The sequence below is a fragment of the Dermacoccus sp. SAI-028 genome (assembly GCF_004346775.1).
GTDB classification, from domain to species: Bacteria; Actinomycetota; Actinomycetes; order Actinomycetales; family Dermatophilaceae; genus Dermacoccus; species Dermacoccus nishinomiyaensis.
The window spans coordinates 590,769-614,531 of record NZ_SMFS01000001.1; the positions used below are offsets into that span (position 1 = coordinate 590,769).

Below are 23,763 nucleotides of genomic sequence, written 5' to 3' on the forward strand. Positions count from 1 at the left end.
CGGCACCAACTGACTCACCTGCGCGGCGCCTCGGTGCGAGCGCTGGATCGATCACGCCCCACACACTCGAGCACGCGAAAGGCATCAGCTGTTCATGCCCCGCGCTGCGACGGCCCAGGTGCCCACGAGCGTGCCGTTGCGTACGACGTCGACCGCGTTGGCCAGGTTGATCGCGTTGCAGCAGTGATTCGGCACGACGCGCACCGTCGAGCCGAGCGCGGGCAGGGAGGCCCCGGCCATGTCGACGACGGCGTGATGCTCGGACATCTGCACGATGCGCGCGTCGGGATGGTCGAGCAGTCGACCGTGGCCGCTCGCCCAGGGCGCCTTGTCGGCAGCGAGCGTCTTCGACCCGGCATCGAGCACGAGACGCCCACCCGAGTGCGAGACGACCCGCGCGTGTGCGGTGAGCGCGATGTCCCCGGCCGCGCAGGCTCCGAGTTCCCACTGCTGCGCATCGTTGAAGACGTACGCACCGGGCCGCATCTCCATGGGGGCGACATCCGTCGACGGGCCCGCGCCGTCGTTGACGGCGGAGGTGGCGCCAGGCAGGCTCGTGAGGGCGCTCCCCGACCACGACGCAGCCCCCGGCATGCCCGCGCGCGCGCCTTCGCCAGCGCCGTTGCGTGCAGCGAACGCCATGCTCGGGCTCGACCCGCCGCTACGAACGTGCGGTTCGATTCCCTTGGCGCGCAGGGCTCGTGACGCGCCGGCGAGCGCAGCGCTTTCGTCGTCAGCGGACTGGGCTCGGCCTTCCGGCGAGTACGAGTGGCCGGGAAAGGTGAAGACGCCGCGCACGTCGAAGCCGAGGCTCGCGATGCCCGCGGCGAGCTCGCCTGCGTCACGCGCCGGGATGCCGGTGCGGTGCTGACCCGAGTCGAGCTCGACGAGGACCTCGACCACCGCAGAGCCGAGCGGCTTGCGCAGCTGGCGCGCGGCCGTCATCGAGTCGCAGCCGACGCCGACGCGCGCGCGTTCCGCGAGGGCGCGCAGGCGCCGCCCAGCCTCGTCGTCGACCCACAAGGGGTAGGCGATGAACACGTCGTCGAAGCCCGCGTCGACGAAGACCTCGGCCTCACCGATCGTCGCGACGGTGATGCCGCGCGCCCCCGCGTCACGCTGCATGGTGGCGATCTCGGGCATCTTGTGCGTCTTGACGTGCGGCCGCAGCGCGACACCGGCGTCACGACCCAGGCTCGCCATGGCGTCGATGTTGCGTTCGAGCACGTCGAGGTCGGCGACGAGGCGGGGCGTGGCGGTCACGAGAACTCCTGACGGTCGGGTGCATTCATTCTGCCGGTCGCCGGGCCGCAATCTTGTGCTCCCTGCGCGGGAAACCGCGGTTCACGTGATGCGCGGCGACGAATCGTGACGTGCGCGGGTGCGTCACCAGTCCGCGCGGGTCGTCTCGTGCTGTCCGTCGAGTTCGGTGAATCCGGCGTCGATGATGCTGACGCGGCCCGGCGTCGCGGCCCAGTGCGCCTCTGTATCGCGCACGATGCGGACGCGGTGGTCGTCGGCCGCCCACCGTGCGCGCTCGTCGGCGCTCATCGATTCCCACGCTCGCTGCGCCGCGTGCGCGCACTGCGCGGCGCTCTTTCCGCTCGTCATCGTGACGAGGGGGCTGAGGCGGACGGTGACCATCGCATCCACGTCCTGCGGGTCGCGCGCGTCGCTCGTTCCATCGTCGGGGTGCGACGGGAGCTGCGTGCCCTCGACCTGCATCTTCTTCAGCTCGGGCGGCAGCGGTGACGTCGGCGCCGGCGTGAACGCACGAGCCTCGGCGCTGCCGTGACGAGCCGTCACCCCGTCGAGGGCTTGCGCGTCACTCCAGCGCTTGCCGCTGCAACGCCTCACGATCTTGCGGATGGCGATGCCGCGCCAGGCGTCGATGGCGTCGAGCATCGCAGTGTCGGGGGCGGGCGTCTCGATGCCGCCAGCGGCGCCGTCGTCGTCGGCGCCGCTGGCGGCATCAGAGGACACGACGGGGTGCGCGCGGCGCTCGGCCTCGACGAGCAATCCGACGCAGGCCTGCGCGGCCGCGGCGCAGGCGTCGAGTTCGTCCGGTGGCGCGGTCTTCTCGACGCGCAGCGCGATCTGCATCGCCAGAGGCGGGGCGTCGGTCTCGGGCGCGGGTCTCGTCTCACTCACCGCACCATTGTGGTCCAGGGGGCCCGGGGCGCGAAGAATGGCGACGATGCGAGCTGCCCCGTGTCGGACGCCGAGAAGGCCGCGCCCGACGCGTCGGGCGCGGCCTTCGCCGTCACGGCTGGCGGTGCGAAAGTGACCGGGATTCGCGGATGGGATCAGGAATCGCGAAGGTGCGGAAGCTGTCAACCTGATTGGAGTCACGTGGGGTTGAGTTGGGTGATTTCGGGTGTTGTGGCGGCGATGGGGCGCCGGCCTCGGTAGCGTTCGGGGTTCGCGGCGTACTGCGCATCCAGGACGGCTTGGCGTTCGGTGTGGACATCGACCCAGGTGCCGGTGTGGACCTGTTCGGGCGTGAACCCGGCCAGTGAGCTGTGGTGATGACGCGTGTTGTAATCGTGCACGACGTGCTCGGCCCACTCGCGCGCGTGTTCAACACTGGTGAACTGGCTCGGGTAGTCGGGACGGTACTTCTCGGTCTTGAAGTAGGACTCGATGTGCGGGTTGTCGTTCGACACGCGCGGACGATTCCGGCTCGCGCTGATCCCAGCATGACGGTAGAAGTCGGCCAGCAGTACCGACTTCATCGCCGGCCCACCATCGGAATGCACGATCCGCGGGTGAACACCCTCACGTTCTGTCGCGGCCTGGAACAACGCGACCGCGAGTTCGTCGGACTCATCTGTCTCGACGCTGCTGGCGATGATCGTGCGGCTGAACGCGTCGATGATCGTGTACTGCTGATACCAGACCCCCGTGTATGGCCCGGGAAGTTTCGTGATGTCCCAGCACCACACCTCGTTCGGTGCGGACGCCTCCCACTGCGGCATCGCGACCGTGCGCCGCGTACGGCGTCGACGCACCGGCCGTGGCCCGTGCAAGCCACGCGCGCACCGCATCCACGTCGACAAAGACGCCACCGGCCGCCCCGCATCGAACGCGTCGTAGAACGACTGCTCCACGCTGCGCTGCTCGTGCCAACCGTCACGGATCGCGGACACGATCTGGGCGCGCTCCTCAGAGCTGAGCGCGCACGGCTGATACCGCTCGGTGTGCGCGATCGGGTCCGCGACGCGAGCGCGTGGATGGTGACGGTAGTGCCACGTCGAGGTCGCCACACCGATGATCTTCAACGCTTCACGCTGGGAATAGCCGGCCGCGACATGCTCGGCGACCAGGGTGTTCTCCGCTTCGAGGAACGCCGCATGGCGGGCGGCATCGGCCTCGTTCAGGACTCGGGCGTGGGCTCCTGCGGCGCGTTCAACTCGTGCAAGAGCCCGATAGCTTTTCCCAGCGCCTCGTTCGATGCCTCCAGCCGCGCAACCTGCTCAGCATGCGTCTGCGCCTCCCGCGCGCGGGCTGCGCGTTCGGCGGCGAGTTCTTGTTCCACGCGCGCCAAACGCGCGCCGTCAGCAACTGTCATGTGTGAAGTATCGCGGGGCACGAGGTCTCGTTCGAGGTCTCCGAAGTAGAACGCTTTGCGCCACGTCATGATCTGATGACGCGACACACCCTGCTCGAGCAACCACGCCGCTTTCGTGCCATGCGGCAACGCCACATACTGCTGCACCAACGCGGTCTTCTCTTCCGCAGTCCATCTGCGCATACCCACCTCCTGAGTGACTCACACCCAGGCTGACAGTCAGGGGTGACCGGAAATCGCAGACGTGGACGAAGATCGCGAATGTGGCCAGGAATCGCAGATGGTCACGGCGTGCGGGTGGGGGAGGCCGGATCGTTGGCGGCGTTGCCCTCTGTCACGTTCGGGGCCGTCTCCTTCTGGAACCACACGACGGGCAGCACACAGATCGCGACGACGGCGATCATCGCGCCGGGCGCGGGTGCCCAACCAGTCGAGTCGATGAGCTTCTGCCCGACGAGCGGCGCGAACCCGCCGAAGATGGCGGTCGCCGTCGTGAATCCGAGCGCCATGCCCGACATGCGGGCCTTCGACTTGAACTGCTCCGCGATGGCCGACGCGGCCACGGCGCTCCACCCGCCCGCGACGGCGGCGAGCACGAGGGCGCCCGCGAGCGCCGCGCCCGTCGAGCCGTTCGCCATGAGCTGGAACATCGTCAGCGACGTCACGGCCGCGAGCACCCCGAAGATGAGCAGGATGGGACGGCGGCCGAAGCGGTCGGCGGCGAGGCCCGCCAGCGGCGTCACGAGGATGACGGCGATCGCCGCCGCGGTACCGAGCCACAGGGCGTCGGACTCGCTGAACTTGCCTGCGGACTGCAGGAACGTCGGCGCGTAGCCGATGCCGACGTAGTACGTGATCGACCCGAGCGCCGAGATGGCGAAACCACGCCACACCGCGGCGGGCTCGGTCTTGAGCACCTCGACGAGCGGGTTCTTCGACTTGTCCGCCTCGGATTCCTCTTCGAACACGGGCGACTCCTCCATGCGTGAGCGCATGAACAGGGTCGTCGCAGCCATCGCCGCGCCGATGAAGAACGGCACGCGCCAGCCCCAGGAATCGAGGTCGTCACCGACGAAGTACGACGTCGTAATCGCCGAGAGGCCGACCGCCAGCAGGCCACCGATCTCGCTCGCCGCGGAGGCCAGCGACGTGACGAAGCCGCGGCGGTGCGGTTCGGAGCCCTCGACGAGGTACGTCATGACGCCCGAGTACTCGCCGCCGACGCTGAACGCCATGAGGGCGCGCAGCGCGATCATCAGGTAACCCGCCATTGGCCCGATGGAGGCGTACGTCGGCCGGCAGGCCGTCGCGAGCATCGCCAACGTCATGAGGGCCATGGAGATGAGAAGGACGGGCTTGCGCCCGATGCGGTCGCCGACATGGCCGAAGAACGCGGCGCCGACGGGGCGCATCAGGTAGGTGCCGGCGAAGACCAGCAGCGTCCATGCGGTACCGCTCGTGCCGCCGCCGAAGAAGACGCGCGAGATGACCGTCGTCAGGTACAGGTACAGCGTGAAGTCGTACCACTCGATGACGGTCGACGACCCCGCGACGGCGAGGGACGTCTTGCTCAGCGGGCGATGGGCGTCGAGGGCGCGTGGCGCGTCGACGGGGATGGCTGCCATGGGAGATCCCTTGTGCTGGAGGCGTCCTTGGCTCGGGTGGTGCATCGAGCGTCATGGTGCGAGGGCCGGGCGCCAGGGGCGAATAGGTGACCTCCAGCCAAGCACGATGATGCGACGAATGCCACGCCCGTGACAGTGGCATGTGAAGGTTCGCAACCTTTGCGCGTAGACTGGATGCTTCGTGCAGGTGGCCGACTCGCCCCTGCGCCTCCCCTCGAATCGGAGCGCCCCGCGCTCGTCGTGCGCCCGGCGCGCGGCAGCGCCGAAACGGGCAGCACACGTCGTCGAACGACGCCCTCCGATCTCGGGAACGCGTGGCGCATGAGAGTCGGACGATCGTCGAGATGCGAGATCGCCTGCGACGCGCGGATTCACCGCGCGGGCTTTCACCATCGATCGTTCGTCTTTCCATGCAACCTCTCCAGGAGTCATCTGTGCCCTCGTTCTCCGATCTCGGCGTGCCCGCCGTCCTCGTCAAGACCCTCGACAAGCTCGGCATCGACACGCCGACACCCATCCAGGCCGCGACGCTGCCCGACTCGCTCAAGGGCCGCGACGTCCTCGGCCGCGGCCGTACCGGCTCGGGCAAGACGTTCGCGTTCCTGCTGCCGCTCGTCGCCCGTCTCGACGAGACGCGCTACGAGATCGACGCCTACCGCCCGCGCTCGCTCGTCCTCGCGCCGACGCGCGAGCTCGCCAACCAGATCGCCGACTCGCTCAAGCCGCTGGCCGCGGCGGCCGGGCTGTCGTACACGACCGTCTTCGGCGGCGTCGGGCAGAACCCGCAGGTCAAGGCTCTCAAGGCGGGCGTCGACGTCCTCATCGCGTGCCCCGGGCGTCTGGAAGACCTCATGGGCCAGGGCTTCTGCGACCTGTCCGACGTCGAGGTCTGCATCCTCGACGAGGCCGACCACATGGCCGACATGGGCTTCCTGCCCGGCGTCAAACGCATCCTGACGAAGGTGCCGCGCGAGGCGCAGCACCTGCTGTTCTCCGCGACGCTCGACGGTGGCATCGACGTGCTCGTCAAGAAGTTCCTGTCGAACCCGGTGACGCACCAGGCCGATTCGGCGCAGTCGCCCGTCGCGACGATGGAGCACCACGTCTTCGCCGTCGACTCCGACTCGCGCATCGACGTGCTCACCGACCTCGTCTCCGCACCCGGACGCACGGTCGTGTTCACCCGCACCAAGCACGGCGCGAAGAAGCTCGCGAAGCAGCTCGCCGGCCGCGGCATTCCCGCCGTCGACCTGCACGGCAACCTGTCGCAGAACGCTCGCGTGCGCAACCTCGACGCGTTCCACTCGGGCGCCGTCGAGACGCTCGTCGCGACCGACATCGCCGCGCGCGGCATCCACGTCGACGACGTCTCACTCGTCGTCCACGCCGACCCGCCCACCGAGCACAAGGCCTACCTGCACCGCTCGGGCCGCACCGCCCGCGCCGGCGCCGCGGGCACCGTCATCACCCTCATGACGCCGGATCAGCGCGGCGACGTGAAGTCGCTGCTGCGCATGGCGAAGATCAACGCAACGACGACGAACGTCACTGCCTCGCACCCGCTGCTCGAGAAGCTCGCGCCCGGTGAGCGTCGCACGATGAGCGCCGACGAGGTCGCCGCAGCACTGCCCACCGCACCCGTGCAGGAGCCCTCGCGCAAGAAGGCTCCGAAGGACGGCGGCGAGCAGCGTCAAGGCGGACGTGGCCAGGGCGGACGCTCCGGCGGCCGCAACCAGGGCGGAGGACGCTCCGGTGGCCGAGGCGCTCAGAGCGGCGGCCGCGGCGGTCAGGACGGCGCCGGCCGTGACAACCAGGGCAGCGGACGCTCCGGCGGCGCTGCGACCGGTGGTCGCGACGGCAACCGGGCGGGCGGGCGTCCGTCCGGTGGCTCGGGTTCACGGAGCCAGGGTGGCTCGCGTGGTGGTTCGGGTGCGCGTGGCCAGGGTGGCTCGGGTGCGGCAGGACGCTCCGGCGGCGCTCGTCGCAGCGGCGGTGCAGCCGGGTTCTCGTCGAACTCGCGCGCCGGGCGCTGACCCTCCCGCGATTCCCGTCCACATCGGCGAACGGCGTCCACATCGGCGATTCTCGTCCCCTTGTGCGCTTTTCGGTCACATCTGCAGATCTGCAGATGTGACCGAGAATCGCCGGTGGGTACGGGCGTCGATCACAACCCTGCGGCGTCGAGGGTCTCGGCCATGATGCGCTGACCGTCCTCGACGGCACGTCGCTGCACGTCCTGAGCGCGGCCGACGACCGAGATGCGCGCGACGTCGGCGGGCGGCGCCACCTGCGTCACCCGGTCGTCGTGCGACATGAGGTGCTCGAGCTCCTGCTTGCGCAGGTTGCGGCGCGTCCAGGCCGCGCTCGCGCCGGGCGCGTGACGGGACATCCACCGCGCGACGAGTCGCTTCTCGACCGCCTTGTCGCGGCTCAGATCCAGCGACGGCGCCTTGGTGCGCAGCACGAGCACGTGCGTCGCGCCCTGGGCCAGTGCTGTCTCGACGGGGATGTTCTCAGCGATCCCGCCGTCGATGAAACGTCGCCCGTCGATCTCGACGGGTGCGCCGCCGAGAACCGGCAGCCGCGCCGTGGCGCGCAGTGCGTCCTGCAGGCTCGCCTTGTCGTGGATCATCGGCGCCAGGTCGACCGCGTCGCCACTCGCCGCGTCGGTGGCGATGGGGTGGTACTCGACATCGCTCGCGAGGATCTCCTCGAACCCCATCGGCGTGACGTTCTCGTACAGGTCGTAGACGATGACGTCGGTGTCGACGACGGGTTTGCGACGCAGCGCGTTCGACGGGCGGATCGTCGCATTCATGCTCTCCGGCGCCCACCAGCCGTGCAGATTGGCCCGGGCGCGGCCACAGATCAGCCAGGCGCCGTTGAGAGCTCCGGCCGACGCGCCGTAGACCGCATCGACGGTCGTGAGCAGGTCGCGAGCCTCGAGCTCGGCCACCATGCCGCCGCCGTAGGCCGCGCGGGAACTGCCGCCTTCGAGGACGACGGTGACGCGCGCGTGGTCGTGACGCCGCAGGGGCTGGCTCGAGTTGTCGCGCCGGTGGCGCATGACGTCGAGGACGGTCTTCACGGTTCCCCATCCTGACGCGCGTCGGCCCCACGGGCCAAACGCGAGGGTGAAACCCTCCCGCCCGCCCCAGGCCACCAACGTGGCCCGCTGACCAGAGGAACGGCGGCGGGGGACGACCTGCTTGGATGTGTGGATGGAGTTCACCGCCGCGATGCTCGCCGCCGTCGTCGCGGCGATCCTCGTCGGCGCGGTGCTCCAACGCCTGTCGGGTTCGGGCATGGGGCTCGTCCTGGCTCCGACACTGACGCTCATCATGGGCGCCGCCCATGGCGTCCTGCTCGCGAACGCGACGACGACCGTTTCCGGCCTGCTGCTCACCCTGACGTTGCGACGTGACGTCGACTGGCGGCGCGCCGGCATCATCTGCGCCTGTGTCGTGCCGGGCGCTCTCGTGGGTGCCGTGGTCGTACGCGAGGTCAGTGCGGCCTGGCTGCAGGTCGTCGTCGGAGTGGCGGTGCTCGGCGCAATCGGCTTCACCGTCGGCGCCGATCGCCTCGGCCGTCTACCGCACGTCACGTCCGCGTGGCCGACGCCCGTCGCCGGCGGCATCGGCGGATTCTTCAATACGCTGTCCGGGGTCTCGGCGCCCGTCCTCGTCATCCACTCCCGGCTGACGCGGTGGGAGCACCGATCGTTCGCCGCGACCCTCCAACCCATCTTCATGACGATGGGGGCCATCTCGGTCATCGCGAAGACGACGCTCGGGTCGACGGGCTCGACCGAGTTGCCGCCCTGGTGGCTCATGCCGCTCGTCGTCGTGCTCGTGCTCATCAGTGTCCGCATCGGCGAGGGTCTCACGCCTCGCGTGACGACGGCGCAGGCGAAGCGACTCGCGATGGCGCTCGCCGCGCTCGGTGGCGCGTCGGCGCTCGTGCGGGGTCTTCTCACGCTCTGACGCTCATCTGACGAGCATCTGCGAGGCGCCGCCGCCTGCCCCCAGGCCGACGTGGTCGAATGACGCATGAGCACTTTCACTCTCGCCGGTCATCGCGTCGGACGCGTCGGGTACGGCGCCATGCAGCTTCCCGGGCCGGGCGTGTTCGGTCCGCCACGCGATCACGACGAGGCCGTCCGCGTGCTGCGTCGCGTCGTCGAGCTCGGCATCGACCACATCGACACGTCGCAGTTCTACGGCCCGAACGTCTCGAACGAACTGATCAAGGAGGCGCTGCATCCCTACGCCGACGATCTCGTCATCGTCTCCAAGGTCGGCGCCGTGCGGGGACCGTCGGGTGAGTGGCTGCCGGCGCAGCGCCCCGACCAGCTCGTGGCCGCGGTCCGCGAGAACCTCGTGACGCTGGACGTGGAGCGGCTGCCGGTCGTCAACCTGCGCGTCATGCCCGTCGACGAGATCGGCGATGAGAACGCCTGCCCCCTCGAGGAGCAGCTCGGTGCTATGCAGGGCCTGGTCGAGGCGGGGGAGCTCGAGGCGTTCGGCGTCAGCAACGTCTCGACCGAGCAGGCGCGCGTCGCGCTCGACGCGGGCGCCGTGTGCGTGCAGAACGCCTACAACCTCCTCATGCGTGACGACGACGCCACGCTCGAGTTGTGCCGTGAGCGTGGCGTCGCCTACGTGCCGTTCTTCCCGCTCGGCTCGGCGTTCGAGCACCTGCCGAAGGTCGGCGACGACCGGGCGGTGCAGCGCATGGCCGCCGAACGCGGCGTCACGCCGGCGCAGGTCGGCCTGGCCTGGTTGCTCGCGCGCGCCGAGAACGTCCTGCTCATCCCTGGCACATCGTCGATCGCGCACCTCGAGGAGAACACGGCGGCTCGCGACGTCACCCTCAGTGACGACGACCTCATGACGCTGAACGCCCTGCGCTGAGCGGCGCGTGCCGCGCACCGTCGCAGCGGCAGCAGCTGACGTCGATGGGAGCGTTCTTCCGTGCCCTCACAGACCAGATGCTGCCCTCCGACGTGCGTCAGATGTCGGCGCCGAGCGACTGGGCGAGGCGTCGCACCGGGGCGGCCTCGTCCTTCTTGCCCGCACGCTCGAGCGAGCGGGCCAGCAGCACGGCGGCGTCGACGTTCGTCGGGTCGACGTCGAGCAGTTCACGGGCCGCGACGGCGGCCTTCGTCAGCTGCGCCGAGTGGTAGTAGCTGCGGGCGAGCAGTTCGCGAGCATCACGCGACGCGCCCTCCGGCGTGCCGGTCATGCCCTCGATGAGACGCGCCGCCTCGGTGTACTTGCGCGTGTCGAACAGCTCCTTGGCCGTGCGCAGGGTCTCGTAGGGGTCGCCGCTCGGGTCGGTGATCGTGTGCAGGCCTGACGGACTGGTCGCCGCGCCGAGCATCTGCTCCATCGTCCGCGTGGCCGCCGGCTCGTGCGCCTTCATCGGCGTGGTGGGCTCGAAGGTCTCGTCGCTCATGGCTGCTCCTGTGCGTCGCGGTGTGTCCGCGTCAACCATCGCTGCGGCGCCGCTGTTCCCGATCACCTCGCCTCCGAACCGCGCTCCGACGAGTGGTGGCAGCACACCGCGGGGTTCGTCAGTCCGTCGTGCGTGCCGCTTCGGACGTCGACTCGTCCTCCGCGGCCTCCGCGGCGTCGAGGGGTACGGCATCGACGTCGGGGGAGTCGTGCGGACCGTCGTATCCGGCGAGGGAGCGGCGGCTGCCGCGGGCGACGAGCGCATCGTCGCCGGTGACCATCCCGCGCAGCGTCGTCGCACCGCCACGCAGTCGCGAGAGGAAGCGCACGAGCGAGCGGCGCTCGTCGGGGTTCGTGCGCTGGTCGATCTGTCGATCGCGAGGGTCGTCGTGCGCGGCTTCGGGGTGCTGCATGTGCTCGATGATCAAGGCGGCCACGGCGCCGGCGTGCGCGTACATGACGGAGTGCGCGGCGCTCGGGATCTCCCAGGCGCGTGCGTGCGGCGTGATGTCGCACAGGTGCCGTGCCCAGGAGCGCGGGCTGGTCACGTCGTGCTGCCCACGCAGGATAAGGGTGTGCGCGCGCACGTGCGGGAGCCGCTCTTCGATCGGGTAGTTCATCATCTTCGGCAGCACCTTGAAGAACCACCACGGCCCGCAGAGCACGTAGGAGATGAGGACGTGCACGGTGATCGCGAAGGGTTCGCGCCCGGCGCACTGGGCGAGGCGCCACGCCTGGCGCGCGATGCTGCTCTCGGCAGAGTTCACGACGGGGCCGATGAGGACGATGGTGCTGAGATCCGAGCGCCGCGCCGCGACCTCGGTGACGACCTGTGAGCCCATGGAATGCCCGACGAGGACCGGGTCGTCCAGCTCGAGCTGGGTGATCGCGGCCTCGACGAGATCCGCGAATCCTTCGATCCCGGGCGTTTGCTTGCCGTGCGGAACGCCGCCGAAGCCGGGAAGGTCGATGGCGTGGACGGTGCCGACCTGATTGAGATCGAGGGCGAGGCGAACGTAGTAGTCGGAGGCCACTCCGATGCCGGCGACGAGGACGAAGTCGCGACCGCGGGGGCCGCTGATCGAGGTGACGCGCGCTTGGGAGGGGCCGTACTGCACGCGCGAGACCGTCACGTTTCCGCTCGTCGCGTGTTGCTCGGGCTCTGTCCGCATCGTCGCTCTCCATCGTCCCGCAGCGCCCGCGAACCCATCCGGGCTCGCCCTGTCTATCCCGCGATCCTACCCAGGGGTAGTGGCGGCGTCCGCGCGACGGGCGAGGCTCGTCCAAGGCTGACGAGACGGGGCCCGGAGAAAACTTCTGCGACGGGGAATGAAGTGCGGATCAAACAAGTTGAGTCAAGTAACAGCAACTTTGATGAGCCGAGGGTTGACACTCACGGCGAAACAGAGTTGAGTCAACATCAGTCAATCTGACGGTGTGGGCCACGCCTGCAGGGCGCGCGCACAGATCGTCGTTTCCTCGAACGAAGGAGATCCCACCATGGGTCGCGCAGTCGGTATTGACCTCGGTACCACCAACTCGGCCGTCGCCGTTCTCGAAGGCAACGAGCCCAAGATCATCGCGAACGCCGAGGGCGGTCGCACCACCCCATCCGTCGTCGCGTTCACGAAGAACGGCGAGATCCTCGTCGGCGAGATCGCGAAGCGTCAGGCGGTCACGAACGTCGATCGCACCATCCGTTCCGTCAAGCGCCACATGGGCACGGACTGGACGACGGAGATCGACGGCAAGAAGTACACGCCGCAGGAGATCTCGGCCCGTATTCTCATGAAGCTCAAGCGTGACTCCGAGGCCTACCTCGGCGAAGAGGTCACGGACGCCGTCATCACGGTTCCCGCCTACTTCGACGACGCCGAGCGTCAGGCCACGAAGGAGGCCGGCGAGATCGCGGGCCTCAACGTCCTGCGCATCGTCAACGAGCCCACCGCCGCGGCCCTCGCCTACGGCCTCGACAAGGGCAAGGAGGACGAGCTCATCCTCGTCTTCGACCTCGGTGGCGGTACGTTCGATGTCTCCCTGCTCGAGGTGGGCAAGGACGCGGAGGACGGCTTCTCCACCATCCAGGTGCGCGCCACCTCCGGTGACAACAAGCTCGGTGGCGACGACTGGGACAACCGCATCGTCGAGCACCTCATTAACAAGGTGAAGAGCGAGTCCGGCGTCGACCTGAGCAAGGACAAGATCGCCATGCAGCGTCTGCGTGACGCCGCGGAGCAGGCGAAGAAGGAGCTGTCGAGCTCGACCTCGACGAACATCTCCCTCCAGTACCTGTCGATGGGCGAGAACGGCCCGATCCACGTCGACGAGACGATCACGCGTGCTCAGTTCGAGCAGATGACGAAGGACCTGCTCGAGCGCTTGAAGAAGCCGTTCGAGAACGTCATCAAGGATGCGGGCGTCAAGATCTCCGACATCGACCACGTCGTCCTCGTCGGTGGCTCGACCCGCATGCCGGCCGTCGTCGAGCTCGTCAAGCAGATGTGCGGTGGCAAGGAGCCGAACAAGGGCGTCAACCCGGACGAGGTCGTCGCCGTCGGCGCCGCGCTGCAGGCCGGTGTGCTCAAGGGTGAGCGCAAGGACGTGCTGCTCATCGACGTCACGCCGCTGAGCCTCGGCATCGAGACGAAGGGTGGGCTTTTCACCAAGCTCATCGAGCGCAACACGGCCATCCCGACGAAGCGCACCGAGGTGTTCTCGACGGCTGAGGACAACCAGCCGTCCGTCGACATCCAGGTGTTCCAGGGTGAGCGCGAGATCGCCAAGGCCAACAAGGCTCTCGGCAACTTCGAGCTCACGGGCATCGCTCCCGCGCCGCGTGGCGTGCCGCAGATCGAGGTCACGTTCGACATCGACGCCAACGGCATCGTGCACGTCTCCGCGAAGGACCGTGGCACGAACAAGGAGCAGTCGATGACGATCTCCGGTGGCTCCGCGCTGCCGAAGGAGGACATCGAGCGCATGGTCCGCGAGGCGGAGGAGCACGCCGCCGAGGACGCGAAGCGTCGCGAGGAGGCCGAGGCCCGCAACACGGGCGAGGCTCTCATCTACTCGACGGAGAAGTTCCTCGAGGAGAACGGCGACAAGGTGCCCTCTGACGAGAAGTCGGCCACCGAGAGCGCCCTCGCCGAGCTCAAGGAGGCCCTGAAGCCGGAGTCGTCCGCGTCGCCGGAGGACATCAACGCGAAGGCCACGGCGCTGTCTGAGGCCAGCCAGAAGATGGGCGCCGCGATGTACGCCGCGCAGGCCGAGAACGGCGACGCCGCGGGTGCGGCCGGTGCCGAGGGCGCTGCAGGCGAGCAGAAGCAGGGTGGCGACGACGTCGTCGACGCCGAGGTCGTCGAGGACGACGACGACACCTCCAAGTGAGTGCCTGACCGGGGTGCCACGCGCACCCCGGTCGGCCCCTGACACGAGTACGGCCGGTGGGCTGCCCACGGGGAGTCCACCGGCCGCTTCGCCACCAGGAGGTGGCAGGAAGGAGTCCGTCATGACGGACCAGAACACGAGCGGCGCCACGCCCCACAACGCCGACGGTGCGACGCAGGGCGAGACCGACAACTCGTTCGCCGGCGGTGTGGGTTCCGACCTGCCCGGCGGAGAGCAGCCCGAGAACCTGCAGACGCGTTCCGACGAGGCCGCCACGCAGGCCGGCCCCGACGCGACGAGCGCTGACGACGCGGTCGCCGAGCACCCGGACACGAAGCTCGCTGCGGAGCGCCTGTCCGACCTGCAGCGCATCCAGGCCGAGTACGTCAACTACCGCAACCGCGTCGAGCGCGACCGGGCTCGTGAGAAGGAGACGACGATCGGCTCGGTCGTCGAATCCCTCATCCCGGTCCTCGACGACATCGAGCTCGCGCGCCAGCACGGCGACCTCACCGAGGGCCCGATGAGCAAGATCGCCGACAAGATCGAATCGACGCTCAACCGCTTCGGTGTGGCACGCTTCGGCGAGGTCGACGAGGCGTTCGACCCCAGCGTCCACGAGGCGCTCATGCACGTCGAGGCCGAGGCGCCCGAGGGCGTCGACGGAACCTTCGTCGTGCAGGTGCTGCAGCCGGGCTACAAGGTGGGCGAGCGCGTCGTGCGTCCCGCCCGCGTCTCGGTCGCAGGCTGATCGAGCGCGCCGCGGCCGAGCCGAGTCGCTTCGTGCCGCGGGGCAATCTGCTTCGCTGACGTCGCGGCTGCGCCCCCACCGGGCGCCGCCGACACACAATTGAAAACCCCGTTCGCACGCGCACGCGATGCACGCCCGGTCCGAGACCGGCCGGCGTGAAACCACGAAGGAGGTGCGCATGGCCAGTCAGGACTGGTTCGAAAAAGACTTTTACGCCACCCTCGGTGTCGCGCAGGACGCAAGCGAGGAGGACATCAAGAAGGCCTACCGCAAGCTGGCCCGCAAGTACCACCCGGACAAGAACCCCGGTGACACCTCCGCCGAGCAGAAGTTCAAGGAGATCGGCGAGGCCAACCAGGTGCTCTCCGACCCGCAGCAGCGTCAGGAGTACGACGCCGTGCGTCAGATGGCGCGAGGCGGCGCCCGCTTCAGCGGCGGTGCCGGCGGCGCCGAGGACGTTTTCTCGTCGATGTTCGGCGGGGGCGGCGGCAGCGGTTACCGCACCTATTCGAGTGGGGCGGGTGGCCAGCAGGGCATCAACCTCGAAGATCTGCTCGCCCAGTTCGGTGGCGCCGGCGGAGGCTTCGGGGGCGGCGGGTTCAGCTCCGGCTTCGGCGGCGGCTCCCGTCAGCGCGCCGCCCAGAGAGGCGAGGACGTCGAGGCGCGCGCGTCGATCACGTTCCGTCAGGCCGTCGAGGGCAGCGAGGTGCGCATCAGCGACGCCGATGGTCAGAGTTTCACCGCGCGCATTCCGGCCGGGGTGAAGGACGGGCAGAAGATCCGGTTGCGCGGCAAGGGCCGTCCCGGCTTCGGCGGTGGCCCGAACGGCGACATGATCCTGCACATCAGCGTCGGCACCGACCCGGTCTTCGGCCGCGACGGTGACAACCTCACCGTCGAGCTGCCCGTGACGTTCGCCGAGGCCACCCTCGGCGCCACGGTGCAGGTGCCCACCTTAGACGGCAAGAGCGTCAAGGTCCGCGTCGCGCCCGGCACGCCCTCGGGCCGCAGCCTGCGCGTCAAGGGCCGTGGCGTGAAGACGAAGAAGGCGACCGGCGACCTCATCGCGAAGGTTCACGTCGTCGTGCCGAAGGAGCTCACCGACGAGCAGCGTCGGGCCGTCGAGACCCTCGCGGCGGGCGAAGCCGACCCGCGCGAAGAGCTGCTCGCGAAGGCGCGTCAGGCCGCGTCGTGACGCCGTCGCGGGTCGAACGGCGGCTCGGCGAGATCGTCGACGACCACAACGGACGCGTCGGTGACGAGCGGCTGCACGGCCTCGACGCTCCGGCGAAGCCGGTGTACGTCATCTCCGTCGCCGCCGAACTGGCCGGGATGCACGCCCAGACGCTGCGCCAGTACGACCGTCTGGGGCTCGTCACCCCCGAACGCACGAGTGGCGGCGGCCGCCGCTATTCGATGCGCGACATCGCGCAGCTGCGTCGGGTGCAGGAGCTGTCGTCGGAGGGAGTCTCGCTCGCCGGCATCCAACGCATCATGGAGCTCGAGCACCAGGTCACGGCGCTACGGGCGCAGATCGAGGAGCTGAGCGAACAGAACGCGCAGTACCGGGACGCACTCGAATCGCGCTCTCACACGTGCGTCTTCGCGGCCGGACGCGACGGCATCGTCGCGCTGGGGCCCGGCGAACGACCGCGCCCGCGCTCGATCGGGCGTTCGCTCCGGCCGTACAGCACCCGCTGAGCCCGAGCTCGTCACGACGCACGCTCCGGAGCGCACGACGCAGCGCCACACCGTCGTCGTACAACACCTGCATGGCCGAGGCCCTCATCCCCGACTCGGGATGAGGGCCTCGGCGCGCGATGCGGGCGTCAGGTTGCCGTCACAGGATGCCGTGCTCGCGCAGCAGCACGCCGATCTCGGTGGAGTCGAGCCCCTTCGCGATCTTGCGGCGCAGTACGGCGGGGCCGGGCAGCTCGGTCTTCTCGCCGTCCTTGAGGCGCGCCGAGGCGTCGAGCAGCGTCCGCACGTCGTAGGTCGAGTTGAACACCTCGGGCACACCGCGCTCGACGCCGAACAACTGGTAGGTGGCTTCCATGCCGGTGCGCACCGAGTACTCGGTCGTGAAGATGCAGTCGCGGCTGGTCTCGGCGAACTGGCCGATGAAGGCGAAGTTCTCCGCGCCCTCCGGCACGACGTCAGGGCGGTCACCGGCCTTGCGGGGCATGAAGAACGACGTCACGTACGGCATCATGACCGGTACGCACTTCGCGCCCGTCGCCGCGAGTTCGGGGATGTCAGCCTCGGGCACGCCGAGGTGGTAGAGCCACTCGGCGGTGATCTCCTCGCCGGTGCACTCGCTCATCGGCTTCTTGACGTAGTCGCCGGGCGTGTCGACGAACAGGCTGTAGACCCACACGACGATCTGGTCCTTCGGCTGCTTCTTGAAGTGCGGCTGGCGGTTCACCGTCCAGCTCATGAGCCAGCTCGAATCCTTGACGGTGACGATGCCGCCCGTCACGACCCGTCCGCTGAAGGGGTCGCGCTTGGCGATGCGCCGGATGTACTCGGGGATGCGCTCATCGAGCGTCGTGACGGTCGCCGACTCCCACTTCGTCTCGTCGATGGAGCTGCAGAACACCTCGGGGCGCCCGAACGACGGATCCTTGCGCGCGATCTTCTTCCACAGGTCCCACGCCGAGGCAGGGCCGCGGTTCAGCGTCGCGGCGGTGCGGTGATCGCCCTCGTCGGAGTTGTCGACGAGCGAGCCGATCGTCATCAGGACGTAATCGTCGTCCCCGAGGTCGACGCCCGTGTCACCGGCGTGCTCGCCGGAGCGGGTCCACTCGATGCGGGTCGCGCGCTTGGCCGACGCCGTCAGGTCGAACTCGACGTCCGTCACCTCCGTGTCGTACTGGAAACGCACGCCCTGCTCGCTCAGCCACTTCGTCATCGGCAGCACGAGCGACTCGTACTGGTTGTACTTGGTGAACTTGAGCGCCGAGAAGTCCGGAAGTCCGCCGATGTGGTGGATGAAGCGGTGCAGGTACAGCTTCATCTCGAGTGCGCTGTGCCATTCCTCGAACGCGAACATCGTGCGCCAGTAGAGCCAGAAGTTGCTGTCGAGGAAGTCGCGGCCGAACACCTCGTCGATGCGCTTGTTCTCCATCTCCTCGCGCGTCGCGAGGAACACCTTGACGAGATCCTTCTGCGCCTTCTTGTTCAGCGTGAACAACCCGTCGGTGTGCGCGTCCTGGCCGCGTTCGACGGTGGCGCGCTGCAGCGAGTAGTTCGGGTCGTCCTTGTTGAGCCAGTAGAACTCGTCGAGCACGGACGCGCCCTCGACCTCGAGGCTGGGGATCGTGCGGAAGCAATCCCACAGGCACTCGAAGTGGTTCTCCATCTCGCGTCCACCGCGGATGACGAACCCCTTCTCGGGCTCCTCGATCCCGTCGAGGGCGCCACCGGCGAGGGAGCCCTTCTCGAGGATCGTGATGTTCTCGCCGGGGACGGCGGCGTCACGGATCATGAAGACGGCCGCCGCGAGGCCCGCGAGGCCGCTGCCGACGATCCAGGCGTGCTTGCTCGCGGCGTCCTTCGGCGGGCGGGGACGGGCGAAGGCTTCGTAGTTTCCACTGCTGTAGTACATGGGACCTCCTCGAGGTCGGGTGCGCGAGATCATCGCGCGGGACGATGGGTGAGGGGACGGCTGCGTGCGCCGTCAGGGATGCAGGATGAAACGGATCGGGTTGCCGTCCTTGCGCGCGAGCCGCTCGAGCACTTCGGGCGCTTCCTCGAGCGGGAAGACCCCGCTGATCGACGCCGACAGGTCGAGCCGCTTCGTGCGGGTCAACGCGACGAGCTGGTGGACGTCCGTTCCCTCGCTGCCGTAGTGGCCGCGCAGCGTCAGCTGCTTGTAGGCGAATGCGGTGTCGGACGGAATCTCGATGGGCCGCCCGGCGAGGCCGACGATGACGAGACGTCCCTGCGGCGCGAGGGAGGCCATCGCCTGGGCCCGCACGGGGGCCACGCCCGCGAAGTCGAACGCGACGTCGAGACCGCGGGGCGAGAGCTGGCGGATGGCGTCCTCCGCGTCTTCAGGGGCGCACGCCACGTCGGCGCCGACGGCGAGCGCCCGTTCGCGCGCGGCCTCGAGCGGGTCGATCGCGACGATGGGGGAGGCGCCGATGAGACGCAGCAACTGCACGGCGTGAATGCCCAGCCCGCCGAGGCCCCAGACGCCGACGGCCTCGCCGGCGCGCACGCGCCCGCTCGTCTGGATGGCTGCCCACGGCGTCGAGACGGCGTCGGGGATGATGGCGGCCTGCTCGAACGGGAGGTCGTCGGGGATCGGGACGAGCGTCTCGGCCTGCGCGAGGGCGTATTCGGCGTACCCGCCGTCGTAGTCGACGCCGCGCGTCAGGATGCGGCCGTTCGGGAGGCGGTGGCCGGCCTGCAGCAGGACGCGGCTGCCCACCTCGATGCCGGGCAGTGTCGGCACGCCGTCACCGAGGGCGGTGACGACGCCCGCGACCTCGTGACCGAGCGTCACCTTCTCGCTGTCGAGGAACTGCGGCGCGATGAGCCCTTCGAGCAGGTGCACGTCCGACAGGCAGACGCCCGCCGCCTTCACCTCGATGACGGCTTGGCCCGGCCCTGGCGTCGGGACGGGTACCTCCTCGACGTTCAGGGTGTGGTGCGTGACGTCGAGGCGTGCGGCCTTCATGGTGTCCATGGTGTCTCCTTCGTTTCCGATATTTTTGACTGTACTCATTTTTTGCGGCGCCACCAGGGCCTTTCGGCCCGGGTAATGTTTCGATCCATGTCGCTTCCCCTCAGCGCCACGGCCGCCTCCGCGGCACCGTCGGCCGGTTCGACGGCCCCGACGAGGCCGGCCCCCACGCCGGGTACGCCTGACGCCACGGTCGTGACCTGCCGACGTCCCGTCGTGAGCGGCTCGGACCAGCAGGGTCGTCGCGCGCGCAACAAGGCTGACAAGCAGGCCCGCATCCTCGCGGCTGCCGAGAGCCTGCTCGGTGAGGTGGGGTACGAGCGCATGACGACGGCCGAGGTGGCCAAGCGCGCCAACGTCGCCGCCGGCACCGTGTTCCAGTACGCCCCGACGAAGGCGGAACTGCTCATGATGGTCGTCGAACACGAGTGGCGTGATCTCGTCGACGATCACCTGCCCGACGACGCCGGTGACGGTGGGGTGCGCGAGCACGTCCTGCGTCTGCTCGAACCGTTCGCGCAGCAGGCCCGTGACTACCCCGAGAACGCGATGGTCGTCGGACGGGAGGTGCTGTTCGGTGCGCCCGGGCCGTATCGCGAGAAGGTCGTCGCGCTGGTCGCCGGTCTCGAGGACGCCATCGCGGCGCTGCTCGTCGCAGCGGGGGGTGACGCGGAGCGCAGCGTCGCCGCCGCGGGCCTCATCGTCTCCGGTGGGGTGCTCGAGCTGAACCGCACGCGTACCGGACGCGCCGAGGTCGAATCCGTGGCGCGCCGCCTCGGAGATCTCGTCGACGTCGCGGTGCGCGGCGCGGGCGTCTGATCGCTCGTGAGCGTGACGCGGGCGCTCAGCCGGCGTGGCGTTCACCTGCGCGTGCCCTGACCTCGACGGCGTCGCCCGCGCGCGCACGGGCCAGTCGCTTCATGCCGTCCGCGGGGCGGATCGGTTCGGGCCACTTCGGGGGAAGCGTATCGCCCTCACGGACGCCGTTGATGCGGCGCCGGAAGAGGGGGATCACCTCGGTGGCGAGCCATCGGCTCTCGGTGCGGATGCTCTCGCGCCAGTGCGGCGCCTCGAACGGAGGCAGCTCCGGCAGTTTGAGCGTGTGGGGGATGCCGAGTTCGGCGAGCACGTAGGCGGCGAGGTGCTTGTGCCCGAGCCGGCTCATGTGGATGCGGTCGAACGCCCACATGCGCGGGTCGTCGAACTCTCGAAACTGGGTGTGATCGACGAGCAGGCAGCCGTACTGGCGGGCCAGTTCGCGCACGGCGTCGTTGTAGAAGACGATGCGCCGCCGCAGCGGCTCGAGCGCCGTCGAGATCTTCACGTCGAACGTCGTGAACAGCAGCACCTCCGCGCCCGATCCGACGAGGCGCTGCAGCGCGGCCTCGTAACGCTCCATGATGGCGGGCATGTCGGAGCGGACGGCGAGGATGTCGTTGCCGCCGGCGTAGAACGAGATGAGCGTCGGTTCGAGCGCGAGGGCGGCGTCGAACTGCTCGTCGACGATCTCGTCGAGACGCTTGCTGCGGATGGCGAAGTTCGCGTACTCCCACGTCGCGTCCACGCGCCCCATCTGGCGGGCCATACGATCGGCCCACCCGCGCACGCCGTTGGGGTACATGAGGTTCGCGTCACCGACGCCCTCGGTGAACGAGTCTCCGACCGCTACGTAACGTCCCTTCATCGGGCTGACGGTAGGTCGTTCGCGTGGCCCGATGTCGGCGTCCGGCTGGCCGTGGGTGATCCGGGGCATGAAGCCTGGGTGAACTCAGGTGGACGAGCAGCTATCGACGAGACGCCGTGACCATCTGCGCTTCCTGTCCCATCTGCGATTCCCGTCCACATTCGTCGATATGACCAAGAATCGCGACTGTGCGGAAGCTGTCAACCTGATTGGAGTCACGTGGGGTTGAGTTGGGTGATTTCGGGTGTTGTGGCGGCGATGGGGCGCCGGCCTCGGTAGCGTTCGGGGTTCGCGGCGTACTGCGCATCCAGGACGGCTTGGCGTTCGGTGTGGACATCGACCCAGGTGCCGGTGTGGACCTGTTCGGGCGTGAACCCGGCCAGTGAGCTGTGGTGATGACGCGTGTTGTAATCGTGCACGACGTGCTCGGCCCACTCGCGCGCGTGTTCAACACTGGTGAACTGGCTCGGGTAGTCGGGACGGTACTTCTCGGTCTTGAAGTAGGACTCGATGTGCGGGTTGTCGTTCGACACGCGCGGACGATTCCGGCTCGCGCTGATCCCAGCATGACGGTAGAAGTCGGCCAGCAGTACCGACTTCATCGCCGGCCCACCATCGGAATGCACGATCCGCGGGTGAACACCCTCACGTTCTGTCGCGGCCTGGAACAACGCGACCGCGAGTTCGTCGGACTCATCTGTCTCGACGCTGCTGGCGATGATCGTGCGGCTGAACGCGTCGATGATCGTGTACTGCTGATACCAGACCCCCGTGTATGGCCCGGGAAGTTTCGTGATGTCCCAGCACCACACCTCGTTCGGTGCGGACGCCTCCCACTGCGGCATCGCGACCGTGCGCCGCGTACGGCGTCGACGCACCGGCCGTGGCCCGTGCAAGCCACGCGCGCACCGCATCCACGTCGACAAAGACGCCACCGGCCGCCCCGCATCGAACGCGTCGTAGAACGACTGCTCCACGCTGCGCTGCTCGTGCCAACCGTCACGGATCGCGGACACGACCTGGGCGCGCTCCTCAGAGCTGAGCGCGCACGGCTGATACCGCTCGGTGTGCGCGATCGGGTCCGCGACGCGAGCGCGTGGATGGTGACGGTAGTGCCACGTCGAGGTCGCCACACCGATGATCTTCAACGCTTCACGCTGGGAATAGCCGGCCGCGACATGCTCGGCGACCAGGGTGTTCTCCGCTTCGAGGAACGCCGCATGGCGGGCGGCATCGGCCTCGTTCAGGACTCGGGCGTGGGCTCCTGCGGCGCGTTCAACTCGTGCAAGAGCCCGATAGCTTTTCCCAGCGCCTCGTTCGATGCCTCCAGCCGCGCAACCTGCTCAGCATGCGTCTGCGCCTCCCGCGCGCGGGCTGCGCGTTCGGCGGCGAGTTCTTGTTCCACGCGCGCCAAACGCGCGCCGTCAGCAACTGTCATGTGTGAAGTATCGCGGGGCACGAGGTCTCGTTCGAGGTCTCCGAAGTAGAACGCTTTGCGCCACGTCATGATCTGATGACGCGACACACCCTGCTCGAGCAACCACGCCGCTTTCGTGCCATGCGGCAACGCCACATACTGCTGCACCAACGCGGTCTTCTCTTCCGCAGTCCATCTGCGCATACCCACCTCCTGAGTGACTCACACCCAGGCTGACAGTCAGGGGTGGACGTAGATCGCAGGTGAGGAGCGGGTCACGAGAAGAATGACCTGACGCGGCTTGACGCGCTCCGACGCCGGCGGCAGGGGCGCCAACGGCACGTCAGAGCTGGGGGTTGTTCTTGGCGATGACCTCGACGGCGTTCTTGCTCTCGAGCAGGCCGAGGCCCGTCGCGCTGCGATACATCGCGATGGCCTCGATCTCGCGACCCTTGTGCACGAGGTAGCTGACGCGCTCGGACAGATCCTGGCCCGCACGCAGATCGGTGATCTCCTCCTGCAGGTGACGCACCTGCTTCTGCAGCGTCAGGTTGCTCCACCCGATGAGCAGGAGCAGGACGACGGCGACGACGAGGGCCCACACCATGACGATTCCTCACATTCGATCCACGCGCTTGACTCGAGCCGCTCGACTGGAGTCGTCTGACTCGAGCCGCCCCACTCGAGTCGCCAATCTACCGCCTCGCGTGGGCGCGGCGACGATGACAATCCCCAGGTTTCCTTGGCACAGTAGTGCCCATGACCGAGTACCTCATGTTGTTTCCCGAGCGTGATGTCGCCGAGGAGATCGCGGACGACCTGCTCGAATCGGGTGACTTCACCGACGTGCGCGTCGTGCGTGAGGCGCTGGCGGGTGAGGAGGACGACGAGGATCACGAGTGGGGCGTCTACGTCAAGCAGGACACCGTCGACGATCCTGCCTCGGCCGTCGCGCAGGCCCTCACCGAGCGTTTCGACGCGCTCGCCAAGGAGCATGACGGCTGGCTCGACCCCAACCCCGCGCAGCTGCCGACGCGCTGAGCGACGCGGCGTCGGAAGAGCTGACGCGACGCACGTCGCGCCGCCGGTCGTGCTGACGCGTTGAGCTAAACGCCGTCGGGCGTGCTGACGGGCCAAGAGACGCGCCGGGTGGCGACTGCGCGACCTCACCGACGCGTTGCC

General features: G+C 68.7%; 23 protein-coding genes. 9 read left to right on the forward strand and 14 right to left on the reverse strand.

Features of this window, described 5'->3' with window-relative positions:
* Positions 1-84 precede the first annotated feature (84 nt).
* From EDC82_RS02725 to EDC82_RS02745, 5 genes are all read right to left on the reverse strand, one after another.
* On the reverse strand, positions 85-1,263 hold the full coding sequence (locus EDC82_RS02725) for an alanine racemase (protein WP_131940558.1): 1,179 nt from the start codon (positions 1,261-1,263) through the stop codon (positions 85-87).
* A gap of 123 nt (positions 1,264-1,386) precedes the next feature.
* Positions 1,387-2,151, reverse strand: coding sequence for a peptidyl-tRNA hydrolase (locus EDC82_RS02730; protein ID WP_235006089.1), 765 nt, complete (start codon positions 2,149-2,151; stop codon positions 1,387-1,389).
* Positions 2,152-2,348: 197 nt separating this feature from the next.
* Positions 2,349-3,281 (reverse strand): DDE-type integrase/transposase/recombinase, encoded by a 933-nt coding sequence (locus tag EDC82_RS02735; RefSeq protein WP_082740667.1) that lies wholly within the window; start codon positions 3,279-3,281, stop codon positions 2,349-2,351.
* A 95-nt stretch (positions 3,282-3,376) separates the two neighbouring features.
* Entirely contained in the window at positions 3,377-3,754 is a 378-nt protein-coding gene (locus EDC82_RS02740; protein WP_006947059.1) for a hypothetical protein, read from the reverse strand.
* Between the two features lie 101 nt (positions 3,755-3,855).
* A complete protein-coding gene (locus EDC82_RS02745) occupies positions 3,856-5,196 on the reverse strand; it encodes an MFS transporter (RefSeq protein WP_131940562.1) in 1,341 nt (446 codons plus the stop codon).
* Positions 5,197-5,606: 410 nt separating this feature from the next.
* Here EDC82_RS02745 and EDC82_RS02750 point away from each other — a divergent pair, with 410 nt between their 5' ends.
* Positions 5,607-7,229, forward strand: coding sequence for a DEAD/DEAH box helicase (locus EDC82_RS02750; protein WP_172462956.1), 1,623 nt, complete (start codon positions 5,607-5,609; stop codon positions 7,227-7,229).
* Between the two features lie 131 nt (positions 7,230-7,360).
* On the opposite strand, the gene EDC82_RS02755 is transcribed toward EDC82_RS02750, so the two are convergent.
* Positions 7,361-8,284 (reverse strand): patatin family protein, encoded by a 924-nt coding sequence (locus EDC82_RS02755; protein WP_006946092.1) that lies wholly within the window; start codon positions 8,282-8,284, stop codon positions 7,361-7,363.
* A 133-nt stretch (positions 8,285-8,417) separates the two neighbouring features.
* Between EDC82_RS02755 and EDC82_RS02760 the strand changes: the two genes are divergently transcribed.
* Complete coding sequence (locus EDC82_RS02760; RefSeq protein ID WP_235006091.1) at positions 8,418-9,179, forward strand: sulfite exporter TauE/SafE family protein; 762 nt, start codon at positions 8,418-8,420, stop codon at positions 9,177-9,179.
* Between the two features lie 66 nt (positions 9,180-9,245).
* Positions 9,246-10,109, forward strand: coding sequence for an oxidoreductase (locus EDC82_RS02765; RefSeq protein WP_074041115.1), 864 nt, complete (start codon positions 9,246-9,248; stop codon positions 10,107-10,109).
* Positions 10,110-10,206: 97 nt separating this feature from the next.
* Here EDC82_RS02765 and EDC82_RS02770 read toward each other — a convergent pair whose 3' ends face one another.
* Together EDC82_RS02770 and EDC82_RS02775 are read right to left on the reverse strand one after the other, a co-directional pair.
* Complete coding sequence (locus EDC82_RS02770) at positions 10,207-10,653, reverse strand: M48 family metallopeptidase (RefSeq protein WP_200829271.1); 447 nt, start codon at positions 10,651-10,653, stop codon at positions 10,207-10,209.
* Positions 10,654-10,771: 118 nt separating this feature from the next.
* Positions 10,772-11,824: an alpha/beta fold hydrolase gene (locus EDC82_RS02775; protein ID WP_131940566.1), complete on the reverse strand. Its 1,053-nt coding sequence runs from the start codon at positions 11,822-11,824 to the stop codon at positions 10,772-10,774.
* 328 nt (positions 11,825-12,152) lie between these two features.
* On the opposite strand from EDC82_RS02775, the gene dnaK reads away from it, so the two are divergent.
* The 4 genes from dnaK to EDC82_RS02795 all read left to right on the forward strand — a co-directional run bounded on the left by dnaK (position 12,153) and on the right by EDC82_RS02795 (position 16,491).
* Positions 12,153-14,039 carry a molecular chaperone DnaK gene (gene dnaK / locus EDC82_RS02780; RefSeq protein WP_006946091.1) on the forward strand — a complete coding sequence of 629 codons (1,887 nt, stop codon included), beginning with the start codon at positions 12,153-12,155 and terminating at the stop codon, positions 14,037-14,039.
* 121 nt (positions 14,040-14,160) lie between these two features.
* Entirely contained in the window at positions 14,161-14,790 is a 630-nt protein-coding gene (locus EDC82_RS02785) for a nucleotide exchange factor GrpE (protein ID WP_062255928.1), read from the forward strand.
* Positions 14,791-14,968: 178 nt separating this feature from the next.
* Positions 14,969-15,985, forward strand: a complete 1,017-nt coding sequence (locus EDC82_RS02790) for a DnaJ C-terminal domain-containing protein (protein WP_062255934.1) — start codon at positions 14,969-14,971, stop codon at positions 15,983-15,985.
* Complete coding sequence (locus EDC82_RS02795; RefSeq protein ID WP_082740404.1) at positions 15,982-16,491, forward strand: heat shock protein transcriptional repressor HspR; 510 nt, start codon at positions 15,982-15,984, stop codon at positions 16,489-16,491. Before EDC82_RS02790 ends, EDC82_RS02795 begins: the two co-directional genes overlap by 4 nt.
* A 139-nt stretch (positions 16,492-16,630) precedes the next feature.
* On the opposite strand, the gene EDC82_RS02800 is transcribed toward EDC82_RS02795, so the two are convergent.
* Positions 16,631-18,397, reverse strand: a complete 1,767-nt coding sequence (locus tag EDC82_RS02800) for an oleate hydratase (protein ID WP_115296563.1) — start codon at positions 18,395-18,397, stop codon at positions 16,631-16,633.
* A 72-nt stretch (positions 18,398-18,469) separates the two neighbouring features.
* Positions 18,470-19,483 (reverse strand): zinc-binding dehydrogenase, encoded by a 1,014-nt coding sequence (locus EDC82_RS02805; protein ID WP_038566900.1) that lies wholly within the window; start codon positions 19,481-19,483, stop codon positions 18,470-18,472.
* A gap of 87 nt (positions 19,484-19,570) precedes the next feature.
* Between EDC82_RS02805 and EDC82_RS02810 the strand changes: the two genes are divergently transcribed.
* A complete protein-coding gene (locus EDC82_RS02810; protein ID WP_160126176.1) occupies positions 19,571-20,299 on the forward strand; it encodes a TetR/AcrR family transcriptional regulator in 729 nt (242 codons plus the stop codon).
* 25 nt (positions 20,300-20,324) lie between these two features.
* On the opposite strand, the gene EDC82_RS02815 is transcribed toward EDC82_RS02810, so the two are convergent.
* The 4 genes from EDC82_RS02815 to EDC82_RS02830 all read right to left on the reverse strand — a co-directional run bounded on the left by EDC82_RS02815 (position 20,325) and on the right by EDC82_RS02830 (position 23,188).
* Entirely contained in the window at positions 20,325-21,233 is a 909-nt protein-coding gene (locus tag EDC82_RS02815; RefSeq protein ID WP_006946216.1) for an SGNH/GDSL hydrolase family protein, read from the reverse strand.
* A gap of 146 nt (positions 21,234-21,379) precedes the next feature.
* Positions 21,380-22,312 (reverse strand): DDE-type integrase/transposase/recombinase, encoded by a 933-nt coding sequence (locus EDC82_RS02820; RefSeq protein WP_160126177.1) that lies wholly within the window; start codon positions 22,310-22,312, stop codon positions 21,380-21,382.
* Positions 22,313-22,407: 95 nt separating this feature from the next.
* Positions 22,408-22,785 (reverse strand): hypothetical protein, encoded by a 378-nt coding sequence (locus EDC82_RS02825; RefSeq protein ID WP_006947059.1) that lies wholly within the window; start codon positions 22,783-22,785, stop codon positions 22,408-22,410.
* A gap of 139 nt (positions 22,786-22,924) precedes the next feature.
* Positions 22,925-23,188, reverse strand: a complete 264-nt coding sequence (locus tag EDC82_RS02830) for a hypothetical protein (protein WP_006946272.1) — start codon at positions 23,186-23,188, stop codon at positions 22,925-22,927.
* Between the two features lie 152 nt (positions 23,189-23,340).
* On the opposite strand from EDC82_RS02830, the gene EDC82_RS02835 reads away from it, so the two are divergent.
* Entirely contained in the window at positions 23,341-23,622 is a 282-nt protein-coding gene (locus EDC82_RS02835; RefSeq protein WP_006946280.1) for a hypothetical protein, read from the forward strand.
* Positions 23,623-23,763: the final 141 nt, after the last annotated feature.